We start from the raw sequence: 16,047 nt of genomic DNA on the forward strand, positions 1-16,047 counted from the left end.
GCTTACGCTTCCGTCTCAGCTTCGGGCAGCTTGACACGGCGCTTGCCGGTCAGCAGTTGGGCCATCAGCGCGGACTTCTCGCGCTTGAGTGCTTTCAACTGCTCAGAGATGGCGGCTACCTCCCGGCTAGCCGTGTCCAAGATTTCGACAATGTGCTTCTGCTGTGCCAGTGGGGGGATGTTGAATGGCCAGTTGAGCCAGTGGTCAGTCTTGAAAATCATCTTTTCAATATGCACGCCAATGCTGGAGTGAAAGCACGTCTGCTGAAAGTATCTTGACTCCGATAGATACCGCAAAAACTGCAAATCGATCTGTCCGTCCGAGTTGAGAACGGCGTATTCGTTGGAAACCACCGCACCGTCTAGTTCTGGCGGTACAACGCCGCACGCTCCGTGCACGATCTGGCGTTTTGAAATCAGAAAGTCACCTGCCTGAACATAAAACTGTGTCGGCGTTTTAACCTCGTTGCCTCGCAAGTTTGCACGCAATTCCACACCACCCCGCGAACGTTTGACAGTCACAAGCGTGTAGATTTCCTCGTCCACCAAGGCCGCAGGGCGACGCACTTCCGTGAGGTGGTCACGCAATTGAATGCGCCGCCAGCCGATAGGCGCTGGGGGGAGTATGGGTATGCCCGGCTGCACTGAGGCAGGGAAGCTGCCGTTGTCTGTCGGCACCAATGAGCCCGGATTCGCCGAAGGCAGGTGTAGGGTGAGACCAATCAGTGCGTTCCACTGTGTTCGACAGTTTGACAACAACCGCTCCGTGACGGCGATTGATTGATCCCAGGTGGAGAGGATACGGGCAATCTGGCGCTGCTCTGGAAGTGGAGGCAACTCCAGATCCACAGACTTCAACAAATCCGTGTCAAGCTTCCCCGTGCCGTGGCCTGCCGTATCTACCATACCCAAGACGACATGTTTTTTGCTTTGAAGTTGATAAGCAAAGAACCGTGCGTCTAGGCGTTCGCCGGGAACAATCGCCTTGATATCCTGGTTGAAAGCGACTTCACGCGTCGCGACGCTGATCGGTAGATCCTTCAACAAGGCCATTCCGCGTGTCACAACCAGTATGGAGTTTGCAGGCGCTACCGATGCTGCTGCTCTGCCAGCCTGAGTAAGTGTCAACCCAGTCCTGTGGAGCCAAGGCGTCTTCATGTCTTTGACGGTCACCCATGGAAAGTCACCTGCCCAAAAGTCCTGGTTCTCCTTGCTCGGCGTGTTGCCCGAAAGGAGCTTGGTGCACGCCCCGATGGTGCTGCGCTGCCAGTCATTCGGAAGCATCGCGTCCCCCCTTCTTCTTTGTCAGGCGCTTGGCCACCTGGCCCAGTTCGCCCAGGGACTTTTCATCCGTCGACCCCGTTCCCAACATTCGAACAGCGTAAGTCGCTCCCTCGGCCTCCAGCGCCGAACGCCGCTGGGCCGCAAACTGCTCATACTCGCCTTGCGCATGGGCCACTGCTTGCTTGTGTGACACCTTGCCAGCGCCCACCAGCACTTTGCGGTCATTGAAGCTAAGGAAGGCGTCGAGCTTCTCGGCCCAGTCTTTCAGGAAAACCTCTTTGCGGCGCGTGGCCTGGTCTTCGGCAAAGTCCAGCCACATGGTGACGATGCGATTGAGTTCGCTGATTTCACTCTCGGCCAGGTAGTTCTTGGCCACGCTGACATCGGCCTTTTGCACCTGACCCTTGCGTGTGCTGGTGAGGCCCATGTTGGGCTGGGTATGGTTGGCACGGGTGCGGATGATTTCGGCCGCTGTCTGGCCGCACACGGCGTAATGCAGCTTGTTTTGAATGATGCGGAAGAAGGCGGTGGTTTCCGGCAGCGTGGGGGCATAGTCGGCGGCCAGGGCAAAGATTTCGCGCACTCGCAGGTACATGCGGCGCTCGCTGGCGCGGATGTCGCGGATGCGCTCCAGCAATTCGCCAAAGCGGTCGGGCACCATGGAATCACCCGCCGGCGGGTTCTTTAGGCGCTCGTCGTCCAGCGTGAAGCCCTTGAGCAGGTACTCGCCCAGACGTTCTGTCGCCCAGCGGCGGAACTGGGTACCACGGGCTGAGCGCACGCGGTAGCCAACAGCCAAAATAGCTTCCAAGCTGTAGTAGTCGATCTGGCGGTTGACCTGCCTGGCACCCTCCTGGCGAACTATTCGGAATTTCCTAATAGTTGCCTCGGGTTGTATTTCGCCATCGGCAAACAGCGTTTTCAGATGTTCGTTGACGGTGGGGACAGACACCTGAAACAGCTCAGCCATGAGGGCTTGCGACAGCCATAGCGAATCATCCACAAAACGGCACTCCACGCGGGTGCGCCCGTCTTCCGTTTCATATAGCAGGAACTCAGCTCCTGGCACTGGCGTGGATTCACTCATAGCCCAGCTCCTTGAGGTATACGGCCATCTGAGCTTCCAAGCCCACCAACTGAGCCTTGAGCTGTTCACGCTCTTTGCGCACGGCCATTAAGTCGATTTCAGCCTCTTCCTCGAAGGTGTCCACGTAGCGCGGGATGTTGAGGTTGAAGTCGTTCTCGGCGATTTCAGCTGGGGTTGCAAGGTAGGCGTATTTCTCAACGCCCTTCCTTGCCTGGGCTGTGCTCAGAATGCGCTGCAGGTCGACTTCACGCAGGACATTTTGGTTCTTGCCTGCTTCATATTCGCGGCTGGCGTCGATGAACAGCACCTTGTCGTCGGCTTTGTTCTTGCGAAATACCAGCACGGCGGCGGGGATGCCCGTGCCGTAGAAGAGCTTTTCAGGCAGGCCAATCACCACGTCGAGCAGGTTTTCTTCGATCAACCTCTGGCGGATACGCCCTTCGGCCGCGCCACGGAAAAGCACACCGTGCGGAACGACAACGGCCATGCGGCCGGTGCCGGGCTTCATGGTTTCGATCATGTGCAAGATAAAGGCATAGTCCCCTTTGGTTCGCGGCGGTACGCCCCGACGAAAGCGGCTGAACTTGTCAGCATCAGCCCCCTCGAAGCCCCACTTCTCCAGACTGAACGGCGGGTTGGCCACCACGATGTCGAAGTGCTTGAGGCTGGCGGCACTGTCAAGCAACTTGGGGTTGCGGATGGTGTCGCCCCACTCGATGCGGTGGTTGTCCTCGCCATGCAGGAACATGTTCATCTTGGCCAGGGCCCATGTACTGCCAATAGCTTCTTGCCCATAGAGCGCGTACTTGCGCGAGCCTGTGCGCTCGCGGATGAGGCGACCACACTTCATCAGCAGCGAGCCGGAGCCACAGGTGGGGTCGCAAATTTCGTCGCCCTCTTGCGGTGCCATTAGGCGCGCCATCAGTGACGACACCTCCGGCGGGGTGTAGAACTCGCCCGCCTTCTTGCCGCTGGTGGAGGCGAAGTTCTTGATGAGGAATTCGTAGGCGTTGCCGATCACGTCGAGCTGGCCGACGCGGCTGGGGCGCAGGTCGAGTGCGGGTTTGGCAAAGTCTTCCAGCAGGTGGCGCAGGATGTCATTCTTCTGCTGTTCGTCACCCAGCTTGTTGGAGTTGAAGCTGATGTCCTGGAACACATCGCGCAGCTTGGTAATGTTGGCCTCTTCAATGGCGTGCAGGGCCTTGTCGATCCGCTCGCCGTTGCCGGGGCTGTGGCGCAAGGTGTGCAGCGCATAGAAGCTGGCACTGGCGGGCAACACAAAGCGCTCGTTCTTGAGCATTTCCTCGATCAGCTCGGGGTGGTCGCCGTACTGCTTTTTATAGGCATCGTAGTGGTCTTGCCAGACGTCCGACACGTATTTCAGGAACAGCATGGTCAGGACAAAGTCCTTGTAGATGCTCGGGTCTACGGTGCCGCGAAAGGTGTCACATGCGGCCCAGACGGCGGCATTGATGTCGTCCTGGCTGACCGTTGAGCTAGAAGTGGATACGGTCTGGATGGCGGTGTCGTTCATGGTCTTGTATTTCCGGAGATGTTCAACGGGCGGCCTGAGCGGCGTGAGCGAGGCCTTCGGCGAGCGCTTGAAGTTGCTGCTCGCGGTTGTGAATGAGTTGGTGGAGGGCCTGGCGCTCACGACGCGCGAGATCGGCCAGGGCAACGATGCGCTGCTGGTCCGCCAGCGATGGCACTGAAAGCAATAGCGATTCCAGCACCGGGCGGCGGATGCTCAGTTGGCTGCTGCCCTCTGCCGCCTGTTGAAGCTGGCGCTGGAACGGTGGTTGATTGATCTGCCATGCCAGAAAGGCTGGCAGCAGAGGTGTTTGTGGGGCAACCTGGAGATGGAAGAAATGCGGGCTACAAACGGCTTGGTTGGGCGGCTCGTCGATGCAGACCGCGTAGAAGCGTGCGCCTTTAGAGACAAACAGCACGTCGCCCGCCTTGAGCCAATCCGGCTGCTTTCTACCCGCTAGTGCGGTGCGCGTGACGCCGGGCCAAGACACCCCATGTTCGGGGTCAACGTCCTTCATCTGAACAGCCAAGGCGTCCGCGTCGGCGGCCTCCTCGATGGAGCCGCGGAAGGGGTAGCCGCTCTTAACAACGGCGAGCGCCCCAAGGCTTGAAATTATTGCGTCAATCGACATGACGCAAATGTATCCGAAAAATCATCACCCCTAAAGATTAATGCATCAATTGTTTTGATGCATTAATCTTTGCCAGCTTCCTCCATGTGCTTGTAGTACCCCAATAGGCAGAAGGCGCGACTGACCACCAGCTTGGCGTGCGCCACCTCCAGGCGGATCGGCAAGCCACCGATGGACAACCTGAGCCACTGTGGCAGATAGCCCAGCGTGTCCAGGATTACCAGAGCTGCATAAGCCAGCAATCCTAATGCTCCCATAGTGCAGCCAAGCCGCGCCCCCTTGTCCAACCTGCATGCGAGTGAACTTCGACATACCGCGACACATTCCGTCGCAACTCACGGCTATAGTGCTACGTATCAAAACGTTACACCATGCCCGCCCAAACCACCCGAAACACGCAGGCCCGGCTTTGGGAACTGCTCAAGTGCCTGCCCAAAAGCGGATCGGGCAAGTCCGCCCAGCAGCTGAGCCAAAACCTGCTGGAGCGGGGGTTCTCAGTCAGCAAGCGACAGGTAGAGCGGGACCTGTATGACTTGTCCGCCAGCTTCTCCTTGCATTGCAACAAGGCGGGCACTCCGTATGGCTGGCGTTGGGCCAACGGCGCCCATACCGAGCTTGCGGGGATGGATGTGGCAGAAGCGCTTTCACTGCACTTGGCAGAGTCTGCGGTGCGCCCGCTGTTGCCCCAGTCGATGCTCCAAACACTGGAGGCCAAGTTCCAACAGGCGCGAGCCAAACTGCAGGAACTCAGCAGCACCAATCCGCTATGCCATTGGCAAGACAAAGTACGCAGCATTCCCGCACAGCTGCACCGTGAGTTGCCCGAAATGGACACCGCAGTCGCCAGCACGATCCATGAAGGCTTGCTGAACGACGAACAGTTGGATGTGGAATACACAGGATTGGGGACCACGGCAGCCGCCTCCCTTCGCCTGCACCCTCTTGCGCTAATCCAGCGCGGCCCGTTGACCTATCTTGCCGCAACGGCGTGGGATTATGAAGACATCCGTCTGTATGCGCTCCACAGGATCACTGCGGCTCATCGCACTTACACGGCGTGCAATCGGCCTGCAGAAGGCAAGCTAGATGCTTGGCTGCAAGACGGCGCTGCGCAGTTCGGTAACCAACAAACTATGCAGCTGCGATTGAAACTTTCCGAAGACCTGCTGCGTTTGGTCGCCGAATCGCCGCTTTCTACAGACCAGGTGATGAAGCAAGACACCATCCATGCCACGGTGCAAGACAGTTGGGAGCTGCGCTGGTGGATTCTGTCGCAAGGGGCTGGCATTGAAGTCCTGGAACCCATGACTTTGCGTGAAGAAATCGCGCAATCGCTGCGAGACGCCTGTAAGCGGTATGACACGCCAGTAGAAACAGAAAGCCTGCAATGATCCCACCGTTAAACCCTGACCTGGCAGCGAGCACCGGCGCACAGCTCCATCCAGTGCGGGACATCCTGAATGAAGTCATAGGGCTGCAAGGACGCCAGAAAGCACAAGAGACCCGTAGAGCACGCGAGCTGCTGCAGCACCCGCTTGTGCATGATTTGGTGCTGACAGAAAAGGTCCGGCGGCGGCTGACCGGTGAGCGCCACAACATATTTGAAGCACTGGGCGTTGCTCACAAGGAAAACTACCATTCCCGCTTTATTGGCTACCTCTTCAACCCGAGCAGTGAACATGACCAGGGCGATGTGTTCTTGCGCGGCTTGTTGAAGTGGGCCGCATTGCGGATGGATCTTTCATCCGCTGTCCGCGAGTCCATAAGCGCGTACCTAGGCAGGGCATCGCACCGAGCCAATGCCAAGATCACCACTGAGCAGGACGCCGGTGAATACGGGCGGGTTGACCTTGTCATCGAATTGCCGGACGGCACCACCATCGCCATTGAAAACAAGGTGTATGCAGGCGAGCAAGACAGGCAACTGAGCAGGTATTGGCAGTGGCTTCGCTCACGCCCAGGACGTGCTGCAGAGCAGGCGGCGCTCATTTTCCTGACTCCAGACGGCAGAGCGGGGACGACTGCGGCAGCGCGCGACATCGTGGTGTGCATGTCCTACGCAGACTTGGCAAACGTGCTGGAGCAAGGGGCTGCCGCCTGCCCTGCCACGGCCCTTCCACTGATCCAATCCGTATCTCAATACACCCATCTTTGCAGAAGCATTGCTATAGGAAGTGCACCCGTGACCAAACCCAATCCTGAAATCCAAGAAATGTTGGAGAGCCCTGCGCAACTGGAAGCTGCATTTATGCTGGCCGAACAGTTGGAAGAGAAAAAGAAAGCCATTCCTAGGGACTTTGCGCTTCATGTTGTCGAACTTCTGAACCAAAGGCTGCAAGCAGCCAGCCTCTATCAAAAGCCATGGGTGGCCAGACTTGAGGCTGACAACGGCCTCCTCTTTGGCATCGGCATAGACGGTGCCTTCGGCGACCACAGCAAATGTGTGGCAGAAGCATGGAACGGCACGCTCATTGGCGGGTGGCGCAAGGCGTATGAAAACCAAGGCTTTGCAGACGACGCTTTGCGCGTTGAAATGACGCAAAAGCTGGCAGGCAAATCGGACTCGTGGTGGCTTTGTTGGACAAGCCTTTCCGGTCCCGCCAGAGAAGCAGGTTCCGCCGTTGCAGGATCAACCGAAGGACTCCTTTTTCTCCACGAAGACAACCGTGACCCCACGCATCCGAATGCCCAGCACTTGGCTCAGGAGCTTTGGACTTTCTTCGCACCCTTTCAAGAACGGATGAGCGCGTTGTACTGCCCTTCTGATGACGCGCTCCCTAACGGCTAAATCCGACTTGTGATGAAAGAACTGAAGCCCTATGACCTACGCAGCAAAGATCGAAGGCACCAACGTGAAGATCGTTGAAATCCGCACCAACAGCACCAAGCGCACTTTTGGCTGTGCAAGCTACAAAGGAGCCAAGTCCGTCAACATCACCGGCGATCTGGCGGCAGTGACCTGCGGTGACGGCAAGGTGCGTGTGTACGACATACGCACTGGCTCGCTCAAACGCACGCTGTAGTACGGCAAACACGCAGATCAGCACCTACTTGCCACACAACGATGAAAACCCCTGGCCTGTCCAAGTCCCGTATCGCTGCCTGGCGGCAGTGCCCGCGCAAGCTATGGCTGCAAGTGCATCGGCCTGATCTGCTGGATGTGTCCGAAGAAGCAGAACGCGGACACCAAATTGGCTATGAAGTCGCAGAGGTGGCTCGTTCGCTGTTTCCGAACGGCGTTCTCATTGAAGGCGAAGCCGATTTGCAGTCGGCACTGGACGCAACGCGCAGCGCCATGCAGCAATTCCCCGACCGACCTCTGTACGAAGCGACTTTTCAGCACGACAACGTCCTTGTGCAGGCCGATCTCCTGCTGCCTTCGCCCGCAGGCTACCGAATGGTCGAGGTGAAGTCTTCTGCAAGCGTCAAGCCCTACCACCTGGACGACTGCGCCTTGCAAGCTTGGGTGATTCGACAAAACGGCGTTTCGCTCAGTGCCGTCGAACTCGCCCACATCAATACGGACTTTGTTTACCAAGGCAATGGCGACTATCACGGGCTTTTGCAGCATGCACCTTTGGATGCGGACATTGAGCCCATGTTGGAAAGCGTGGTCCAGTGGGTTGATCAAGCACGCTTGGTACTGCAGGGGACTGAGCCCGCCACTGCCACTGGCGAGCAATGCGATGATCCTGTTGAGTGCCCTTTCAAATCGCACTGCAGCGTGGCGGCCACAGAGGAAACACCCGGGCCCGACTACACACTGGACGTGTTTCCGCGCATGCGATCTGCGCTCAAAGACGAGCTGCGGGCACAAGGGGTTTTCGACGCTTTGCTGGTGCCCGAGGAGCACCTGAACGACGTTCAGTTGCGCGTACAGGAGTGCAGCCGCACGGGCCAAATGTGGCTGTCCGACGCTGCAGCCCGTGTGTTGGAAGCCCTGCCCTATCCACGCTATTACCTGGATTTCGAAACCATCAAACTGGCTGTGCCACGCTGGGCGAACACGAGCCCCCACCGCACGCAGGTGCCGTTTCAGTGGTCTTGCCACATCGAAGAGGAATCAGGAGAACTGCGGCACGCCATGTTCCTGGACGTGACGGGCGATGACCCGCGCCGCCAATTTGCGCAAAGCCTGGTGGAAGTGGTGGGCGACACCGGCCCGATCCTGGTGTACTTCCAAGCGTTTGAGAAAAGCCGCATTGCCGAGCTGGCGGCCTTGTACCCAGACTTGGCTGAACGGCTTGAAGCCATCAACGACCGGGTCATTGATTTGCTCCCGCTCACGAGGGAGAGTTACTACCACCCTCATATGCGTGGGTCGTGGTCTATCAAGGCAGTGCTGCCTACCGTCGCCCCTGACTTGGACTATGGTGAGATTGCTGTGAGCAACGGTACCGCAGCCCAGACTGCGTATGCCGAAATCGTGCACCCTGCAACCACTGACGCGCGTCGGCAGCTGCTGACAGAGGGGCTGCGCGAATATTGCACGCTCGACACAATGGCGATGGTGCGGCTCGCGCATTTCTTGAGTGAAACGTCTTCTTGGCGGTACTTCCTGTCAGACCTCGACAAGGAGTGCGGCACTTTTTCTCAGGACACACAAGAAGGCGCGTTACTGTACCGGGCGGCCGAGCTGCTGCGCGAGCGGTGCCGACTGGCCGACAACCGAGTGATCACTGATCCTATTGCGTGGCTGCAGAGGAAGCTTCGGACCGGGTATTCGAGGACGCAAGCGCTGGTGGCTGAGTTGGAAGCGTCCAGTGTGTTGTCCCCTGCAGCTCAACGTACTCAAGCAGAGTTTTGAGGTAGCTGCTTCTCAAAATACCGCTTGCCTGCCTCTTCTCTGTCATGACAGCCTATATTGTTCTGGAAACTGCCGATTCGCTTCTATACAGCTATGAGCTTCTTGCTCTCAGACATCGAAAGAACGAGCACGGCAAACATAACTACAACACCACCTTCCCCCTTCTTATCCTCAATGCGTCAATTGTCGAAGGCATTCTTCGCTATTGGCTTGCGAACTCGATCAAGGAAACGATTGACGACTTGATCAAGCAAGGCACGGCTGCCGGACAAAACGAGAAGAATATAGCTGAGCTGTTGCTTGAGGAGTACCTTATTGAGGTCGAGGGCAACGGCGGATTTGAAAAGCTGAAGGCGCAGTACAGCTTTTTCTTCAAGGTGCCCCTAGATGCCAAATCGACCGCTTATAACCCGGACGCGATTCGAGCATTGTTCACCCTGCGAAATGTTCTGGCTCACGGCACTGTGCTTGTGGCACCAAAGGTACCGGTGAGCAGCCCTAGCAAGCGTGACTATGTGGATAACTGGCAAAGCAAACTGCAGATGGTGACGATCTTGTTGAAACAACTGACCGATGCTAAAGACATTTTTCAAGCGCTCGACGACTACAAAGTGCCATTGCATTTTTTCGAGCAAAGCAAACTTTTTCTTAAGGAAGTCCAGAGCAAGCTACCGAAATCCACGAAAGTCGGTAAAGCTCACGAAGCAATGCAGGCGTTGAATTTCGGATTCCGTCACCGTTGCTGAGCAAGACTTCGCGTTTTCCCCCACCAGAAAGCCCCACACCTGAGCGCCCATCTGGTCAGAAAAACACTGACGGCAATGGGCCGAGGCTGTGTGAAAACGAGCATTGCCCCCTCGACCTAGGGAAGCTCTGCGCGAATCGGTTCTGGTTGTGCCACGGCGATGTGCGAAGTTCAAAGCACTCACGTTGAGCGACTTCGGCCTACAGCACACGATCTCGATGCTAGCAATGGTTGTGACATTGTGACATCCGGGGGTTAACAGATGAGGGAATCTGTTAACCCCTCGCTCATCCCTGTCGCCCTATTTATGGGCTGTGCATGATTTCGGTCGTGACGCTGTGACAGCCAGCGTTGGCTGGTATGCCTGGATTGCTGCCAACAGCTTCGGCCACTTTTTCTTGTGTGTCCTAAACCCCAGGCCCTCCGAGAACAGTTGGCTGATGGTGACGACCGCAGCGGCTTGCAAGCCAACATCCGGCGATTGCTCAACGTCGATACCAGTGACTACCTTAACTTTCTTGCGGGCTTCAAGATAGGAGTCCCGTTTAACACCACGGGTGAAAGCATCCACATGCCCACCAAGCCAAAGCAGGAGCTTGTTTTGCATGACAGGTGATAGGTTTTTGATGGCAGCCAAGTTGGGCACGACACCACCCGCTCCTCGCAGCTTCTCAAGCCATGGCTGGATCTGCTCCATGGCGACCTGCTTATTCCATGTCATCGGCGATGACAAACCGAGGCGGGTCAACTCCTTGCCACGAAGCGTCAGTTCAAAGCGAACCAGACTATCAGCCTTTCTCGTCAAGTACTTGCAGTTGTACACATGCTCAGGAATCTGGCCCTTCTCCTTCAACTCGATGCCCTTGGGGTAGATCTTCAGGGTTCGACGTTTGGAGCTTTGACCGATGTATAGCCCTTTGTAGCCATACATGCTGACGTCACTGGCGTAACGGACGATGAAAGTCCGCAAGGCCAACAACAAAGCTTGAGCACGATCAGGCGTTTGGCAATCGACGTGCGCCGTTATATCAACGCGAGTCAAGAGGTAATCACCACAAATGATGTCTATGCGCTCTTTCTTGGTGGGCATGAGCCCCAAGAGATTCAACGCTTTATTGATGCCCTCCAAACACCCATCATGAACATTCATATGACCGATGACGTTCTGACCGGTGAGAAACTTCGGCATGCTGTACTCAATCAGCAAGACGGTGCCGTTTTCCATGCTGAACAGCCGAGCAACAGAATCTGTACGGGGACAACGAATCAGAAACTTAAACCCATCTTGCTTGACGTAAGGATTGCCTTGAGCGAGTTCAGACAGGGGCGGGTGTTTCACCCGAATCTTGACCTTGACCGTGTCAATCAAGAACGAGGAAAACGGTTTCCATCCAGCGACGTTAGTTTGGTGACGCAAACAGGGCTCTATCGAAAGCAAGTCTGGAACCGGCGTGAACTCCTTCACAGGATTGCGATTAGCTTTGGAGATCTTGCTGCGATTGAACGAAGGCAGTGAGCGAAGACGATGACGAATACTATTGAATTTCATATTGAGTACCTGGTATCGAGGGGGCTGATGTCATGTATTACAGCCAGCCGAAATTTGATTGACGTTAGTGCCACGCTGTCATGCCAAATGGTTGTGACAACGTGACAGCACTAGCCAGCTATCGAGAAAATCAGTCAAAACGAATGCGCGCCAACACCGTATAAAACCGTTTGCGCTCTGATCCGCCGCCCAAACTAGGCACGCGTTTTTGGTACTGGTAGCCAGCACCTTTGGTGCATTTCAGATAGCCAGCGTCCTTCAATGCGCGAGCAGTTGCCTCACTGCCATATTTCTGACCGAACTGCTGCTCGAACACGGAGGGGAGAAACAAAAACTCGGCATCCTCGCCATGTCCAACGCGATAGCCAAAGATGCCTGAGTGCTCTGGCGAGTGGAACTGTGCCAAGGGCGGAAACTTGCTCGCGTTTTGGTCGATACAGGCGCGTACCGCTCCCAGCACCTGCTCTGCAATGCTATGACTGCCATGAACGTTGCGCTTCAGATGCTCCTCAAGCACCAGGCGAACGGCAGCGATGATGACCTTGCGATCAGCGTCCAGCAGCTTGTAGCGCACAGCCAGCAAACCAGCACAAGCCCAAGCGGCCATGCCTCGCACCAGACGAGCAGTGACAGGGTTGTTGACTTGCAGCCCTTGCAGTAACTCTTCCTCCACCTGGGCAAGGTTCTCGGCAAGCCATTTACGGACCTTCTGCGCTTTTTTTGCAATCAAAGTCACCCAGGCGTCCCACACGGCACCATGAAAACGAGACGTGACGTCTTTCATGTGCTCCGAGAACTGCTTGGCGGTCATATTGGCTGGCAACACGTGGAATGCCCCGTGTGGTGCTTGGATACGCACCTCGAGCAAGCGTGCGCCAGTGCCCTCGTGCACCTTGACTTGCGATGTCAACGTAATCTCGGCCAAACTGCCTTCGTTAGCAATCACCATTCCATTGCGTAGCGCACCACGCTGGACAACCTGCTGACTTCCCGAGCTGACCTTGCGACTCGCTCCGTTCTCAAGATCAAACACAAGCTTGACCAAGTCAGCAGGGACGTCTGCTTGGCGTAGCTCATCCATGAACGCTGGCGCGTCCGAATGTTCCCGCAGCTTGGCCTCTATACCTTTGGTTGTTCCTGCAAAAGTCTCAATGTCCTTACCAGAGGTCACAATCGACTGACCCGCACACAGCAATGTCGTTTTCCCTTGGCTGCTTGGCCCGACGAACATCAGCACTAATTTGGGCAAACCAAAGGCCTGATGCAGCAGTGCCGTGAGTCCCGCGAGAACAGCAATGAGCATGTAGGGGTTACGTGCGACGAGTACCCCGACTTCCGACTTCCAGTCTTCCAAGGTGCCAGATGGAGGTGGGTAAGTCGGGAGCCCCTGGAGAATTCGCAACGCCAGTGGGGGCGTTGTGCCGTCGAACACGTGGATCAGATTGCGCCACACAAAGAACTCGATGAGGTGATCACCGTAGTCAACCCGGTGGTAACCGTCACGGCCAGCGATGTAGCAAGGCAGCTTGTTGGCTTGGCGGATCAGAGCAGAAAGCTCATTGGCACCTTTTCGGGACTGGAATGCGTAGAGATCGGCATCTATTGCGAACTGCGCGATGTCATCTAGTTTCCCAAGACTCAACTGCTTCAGGTCAATAACGTTGAGCACGGTATCACCAGCCTGATTTACTGCTTCAACAGCCAATCTACCGGTGTTCTGGCCAGACTCTCCGAGCACACGATAGACAGCCTTGACGGCCTTAGGGATAGGCGACAGCACACCGCTACTGGAAAGCCCCGCAGTTTTTTTTGCACTGCCAGCACTTTTGGGCGAAGTCGGCGCTTCGCCGACTTCGATGACTGCACGGCGCTTCACCGCTTTCCGAGGGGAGAGACTTTGAGCTTCGTGGCTCATGCTGCGCCCCCGATCTCAACGTCACGCTCAGCAATACGTGCCTGGATGTAAGCCTCGACCTCGCTTCGCGGCCATGCGACCATGCGAGAGCCGACTTTGACGCCGGGCTTGAAATGGCCCGTCGCAATGCGGTTGTATAGGGTGGAGTTGGACCATCCGGTCATCTCCAGTACGGCGCGCTTGCGAATCAGCGCCTCTTGAAATTGCTGTGCCACTTCTTTGTCCTTAACAGTACGGTTATGAGTCCCGTCGGACTCGTGTTTGCCGGCCTGTGTAGGTTATGAAGATGACAAGCTGAACGCGGTGCCATTTCCCATTTGGGAAGCACTTCCCAAATCGTCTGTCAGTCTTTACGCGTGCTATCGCACGACTCGCGCTACAAGAAGGCGTTCAACGCCTGCTTGGCCTCGCCAAATTGCTTGCGGTTGGCCTCTTTTTCAAAGTTGTCCACTTTGTCTTGGTCAGCCGCGTCACCAACGATCTTCTCGACCCGCGACGCGACCTCCGACATATTGAGTGTCTTTCCGTGTAACAGGGTAGCGGGATTCATCTGCACCCCCTTCTTCAACACATCCTCTAGCAGCTGCAACAGGGCACCCATCCGAACTAGGGCATTACGTTGACCTTGGGGAAGGCCTTCAAATGATGTGTGAGCTTTGGCCGCTGCGACTGACTTGGCAGCAGAGGCTCGCATGCCTTTCTCAAAGGCGTCTATATCGTGCCAACGCTGTTCTTTACCCATGGCGAGAAGGCCACGCAGCAAGATATATTTCTCACCAGGTAGCTTGCCTTGATTGGGATGCTCTACCGCTGGCATCTCGGGGTGCAGTCCATACTGAGCGACAACGTCTTTTTTTCGTCTGACGTATTGGGCGTAACGGCTCGGCTGCTCTCGCCGCAGTCTGAAGAGTACTTTAGGGGCGGGCTTGAGCGCCATGGAAATCAACACGGCCTTCCAGATAGGGCACGCGCCTCTCGTTCTCCACATCTCCCAGTTGGGAGGGGGCAAATCCTTTGCTGACTCGCTGCTGACCGCAGTCGGAGACACGTCCGGTGCAGGAACAGTGGGCACAGGAAATACAAGCGGAACGGGCGCCGAAGGCTCCACGTCGCTACCCTCTTTTGACATCCCGGCATTCTTGCTGGTAACTTCTTGCATGAAATTCTCTCCAAATCCGCGAGACTGAGTGATCTGAGCACTCAAGGCATATTGCTTATTGACAGGTACTGTGCCCACTCGATCATCAGCTTACGGCGTTTTTCGACCATGTCTGAGCGATGGTATGCACGAACCGTGGCGTCGCCAACGATGTGTGACAAAGCGATTTCTAACATGTCGTGCTCGTAGTGAGCTATGTCGGCACCCCACGTTCTAAAGCTCGCTCGGAAGCCGTGAACCGTGTACGGCTGCTCCATACGGCGCATCAACTGTGTGAGGGTCATGTCGCTGAGGGCTTTGCTCTTTTCACCGGGGAAGATAAGACCTGACGGCTCGGTGTTTTTGGGCCATCTAGCCTTGGCTTTCTGCAAAATGTCCCAGGCCTGGGGTGAGAGCGGCACGGAATGCTCCCGGCCAGCCTTCATGCGGCCTTTGGGAATGATCCAGGTCTTGGTCCTTGCGTCGATCTCTTCCCATAGGGCGTTGCGTACCTCGCCTGAGCGTGCGGCAGTCAATACGATGAACTCGAATGCCCACTTCACGCTGTCACTTGAGCGGCTGCTGCGAACCTGAACAAGTAACGCACCGACCTGGTCATGAGGACACGAAGCGTGATGCTCCACTTCACGGGCCTTGGTGTTCTTGGGTAGTGCTTTCTTGAGCTGATCCCATTGTTCGCTGTCGAGGCCAACGCAGTAGTCCCGGGCAGCTGCATAGTTGACGACGGTGCGGATGCGCTGCAGTACGCGAGAAGCTGTCTCGGCCTTGGTCTTCCAAATGGGCTCCAGCACTTCGCGGATTTGCTCACGTGTCAAGTCCGCTATGGGCTGCTTCCCAAACTTCGGGAAAGCATAGGTGGTGAGGGTGTTGATCCATTGGTCAGCGTGCTTGGCGTTCTTCCAATCGTCCTTGTTGGCCGCGTGGTACTCCTTGGCACACTCCTCGAAGCTGCGGCGCTTTCTGTCAGCCTCTAGGCGCTCCGCCTGCATGCGCGCCTTTTCCTGATCGCGCTGGTCGATTGGGTCAATCCCATCATCAACAAGCTGCCGATATTTCTTCGCACGTTCGCGGGCTTCGGCCAGCGTCCAGTCCGTCAAAGGACCGAGGCCCATGTCCCGCTTTCGCTGATTGAGCGTGTATCGCAGAATCCAAGACTTACTCCCATAACGGCTGACCTGAAGGTACAGCCCGCCGCCGTCATGGTAGAAGCCAGGCTTGTTGAAATTCTTGATCTGGACTGCAGTAAGTCGGTCGCGTGCTTTACTCATTGTCGGACTCTCAGGACTCGCATATAAGCAGTATTACCCATATTTCTAACCATATTTTAGCGTGGGATGACA

At 56.4% G+C, this 16,047-nt stretch carries 15 protein-coding genes; 5 read left to right on the forward strand and 10 right to left on the reverse strand.

The genetic code is table 11. The features are described from left to right. Nucleotides 1-2 precede the first annotated feature (2 nt). The 5 genes from CLU88_RS07770 to CLU88_RS07790 all read right to left on the reverse strand — a co-directional run bounded on the left by CLU88_RS07770 (nt 3) and on the right by CLU88_RS07790 (nt 4,789). Entirely contained in the window at nt 3-1,283 is a 1,281-nt protein-coding gene (locus CLU88_RS07770; protein WP_099656098.1) for a restriction endonuclease subunit S, read from the reverse strand. Beyond that, nucleotides 1,270-2,370, reverse strand: coding sequence for a virulence RhuM family protein (locus CLU88_RS07775; protein WP_099656099.1), 1,101 nt, complete (start codon nt 2,368-2,370; stop codon nt 1,270-1,272). The genes CLU88_RS07770 and CLU88_RS07775 overlap by 14 nt, the downstream gene beginning before the upstream one ends. Then, on the reverse strand, nt 2,363-3,904 hold the full coding sequence (locus tag CLU88_RS07780; RefSeq protein ID WP_099656100.1) for a type I restriction-modification system subunit M: 1,542 nt from the start codon (nt 3,902-3,904) through the stop codon (nt 2,363-2,365). The genes CLU88_RS07775 and CLU88_RS07780 overlap by 8 nt, the downstream gene beginning before the upstream one ends. 22 nt (nt 3,905-3,926) lie before the next feature. Then, the gene (locus CLU88_RS07785) at nt 3,927-4,532 is read right to left on the reverse strand and encodes a restriction endonuclease subunit S (protein ID WP_099656101.1); all 606 of its coding nucleotides are present in this window, start codon (nt 4,530-4,532) and stop codon (nt 3,927-3,929) included. A 62-nt stretch (nt 4,533-4,594) separates the two neighbouring features. Further along, a complete protein-coding gene (locus CLU88_RS07790; protein ID WP_143225964.1) occupies nt 4,595-4,789 on the reverse strand; it encodes a hypothetical protein in 195 nt (64 codons plus the stop codon). Between the two features lie 114 nt (nt 4,790-4,903). On the opposite strand from CLU88_RS07790, the gene CLU88_RS07795 reads away from it, so the two are divergent. The 5 genes from CLU88_RS07795 to CLU88_RS07815 all read left to right on the forward strand — a co-directional run bounded on the left by CLU88_RS07795 (nt 4,904) and on the right by CLU88_RS07815 (nt 10,085). After that, nucleotides 4,904-5,923, forward strand: a complete 1,020-nt coding sequence (locus tag CLU88_RS07795) for a YafY family protein (RefSeq protein ID WP_099656103.1) — start codon at nt 4,904-4,906, stop codon at nt 5,921-5,923. After that, nucleotides 5,920-7,320: a PD-(D/E)XK nuclease family protein gene (locus CLU88_RS07800; RefSeq protein ID WP_099656104.1), complete on the forward strand. Its 1,401-nt coding sequence runs from the start codon at nt 5,920-5,922 to the stop codon at nt 7,318-7,320. Before CLU88_RS07795 ends, CLU88_RS07800 begins: the two co-directional genes overlap by 4 nt. A gap of 31 nt (nt 7,321-7,351) precedes the next feature. Further along, entirely contained in the window at nt 7,352-7,555 is a 204-nt protein-coding gene (locus CLU88_RS07805; RefSeq protein WP_054258138.1) for a hypothetical protein, read from the forward strand. Nucleotides 7,556-7,692: 137 nt separating this feature from the next. After that, nucleotides 7,693-9,339: a DUF2779 domain-containing protein gene (locus tag CLU88_RS23245; protein WP_158235586.1), complete on the forward strand. Its 1,647-nt coding sequence runs from the start codon at nt 7,693-7,695 to the stop codon at nt 9,337-9,339. A 44-nt stretch (nt 9,340-9,383) separates the two neighbouring features. Then, nucleotides 9,384-10,085, forward strand: coding sequence for a hypothetical protein (locus tag CLU88_RS07815; RefSeq protein ID WP_099656106.1), 702 nt, complete (start codon nt 9,384-9,386; stop codon nt 10,083-10,085). Between the two features lie 300 nt (nt 10,086-10,385). Here the strand turns inward: CLU88_RS07815 and CLU88_RS07820 are convergent, their stop codons facing one another. The 5 genes from CLU88_RS07820 to CLU88_RS07840 form a co-directional block, all read right to left on the reverse strand. Continuing rightward, nucleotides 10,386-11,633, reverse strand: coding sequence for a phage/plasmid replication protein, II/X family (locus CLU88_RS07820; RefSeq protein ID WP_099656107.1), 1,248 nt, complete (start codon nt 11,631-11,633; stop codon nt 10,386-10,388). A gap of 130 nt (nt 11,634-11,763) precedes the next feature. After that, the gene (locus CLU88_RS07825) at nt 11,764-13,548 is read right to left on the reverse strand and encodes a DUF927 domain-containing protein (protein ID WP_099656108.1); all 1,785 of its coding nucleotides are present in this window, start codon (nt 13,546-13,548) and stop codon (nt 11,764-11,766) included. Further along, entirely contained in the window at nt 13,545-13,763 is a 219-nt protein-coding gene (locus tag CLU88_RS07830; protein ID WP_099656109.1) for an AlpA family transcriptional regulator, read from the reverse strand. Before CLU88_RS07830 ends, CLU88_RS07825 begins: the two co-directional genes overlap by 4 nt. A 161-nt stretch (nt 13,764-13,924) precedes the next feature. Beyond that, complete coding sequence (locus CLU88_RS07835) at nt 13,925-14,707, reverse strand: hypothetical protein (protein WP_143225965.1); 783 nt, start codon at nt 14,705-14,707, stop codon at nt 13,925-13,927. A gap of 41 nt (nt 14,708-14,748) precedes the next feature. Beyond that, a complete protein-coding gene (locus tag CLU88_RS07840; protein ID WP_099656111.1) occupies nt 14,749-15,975 on the reverse strand; it encodes a site-specific integrase in 1,227 nt (408 codons plus the stop codon). Between the last annotated feature and the right edge of the window lie 72 nt (nt 15,976-16,047).

Source organism: Acidovorax sp. 56, from assembly GCF_002749705.1.
GTDB lineage: Bacteria > Pseudomonadota > Gammaproteobacteria > Burkholderiales > Burkholderiaceae_C > Acidovorax.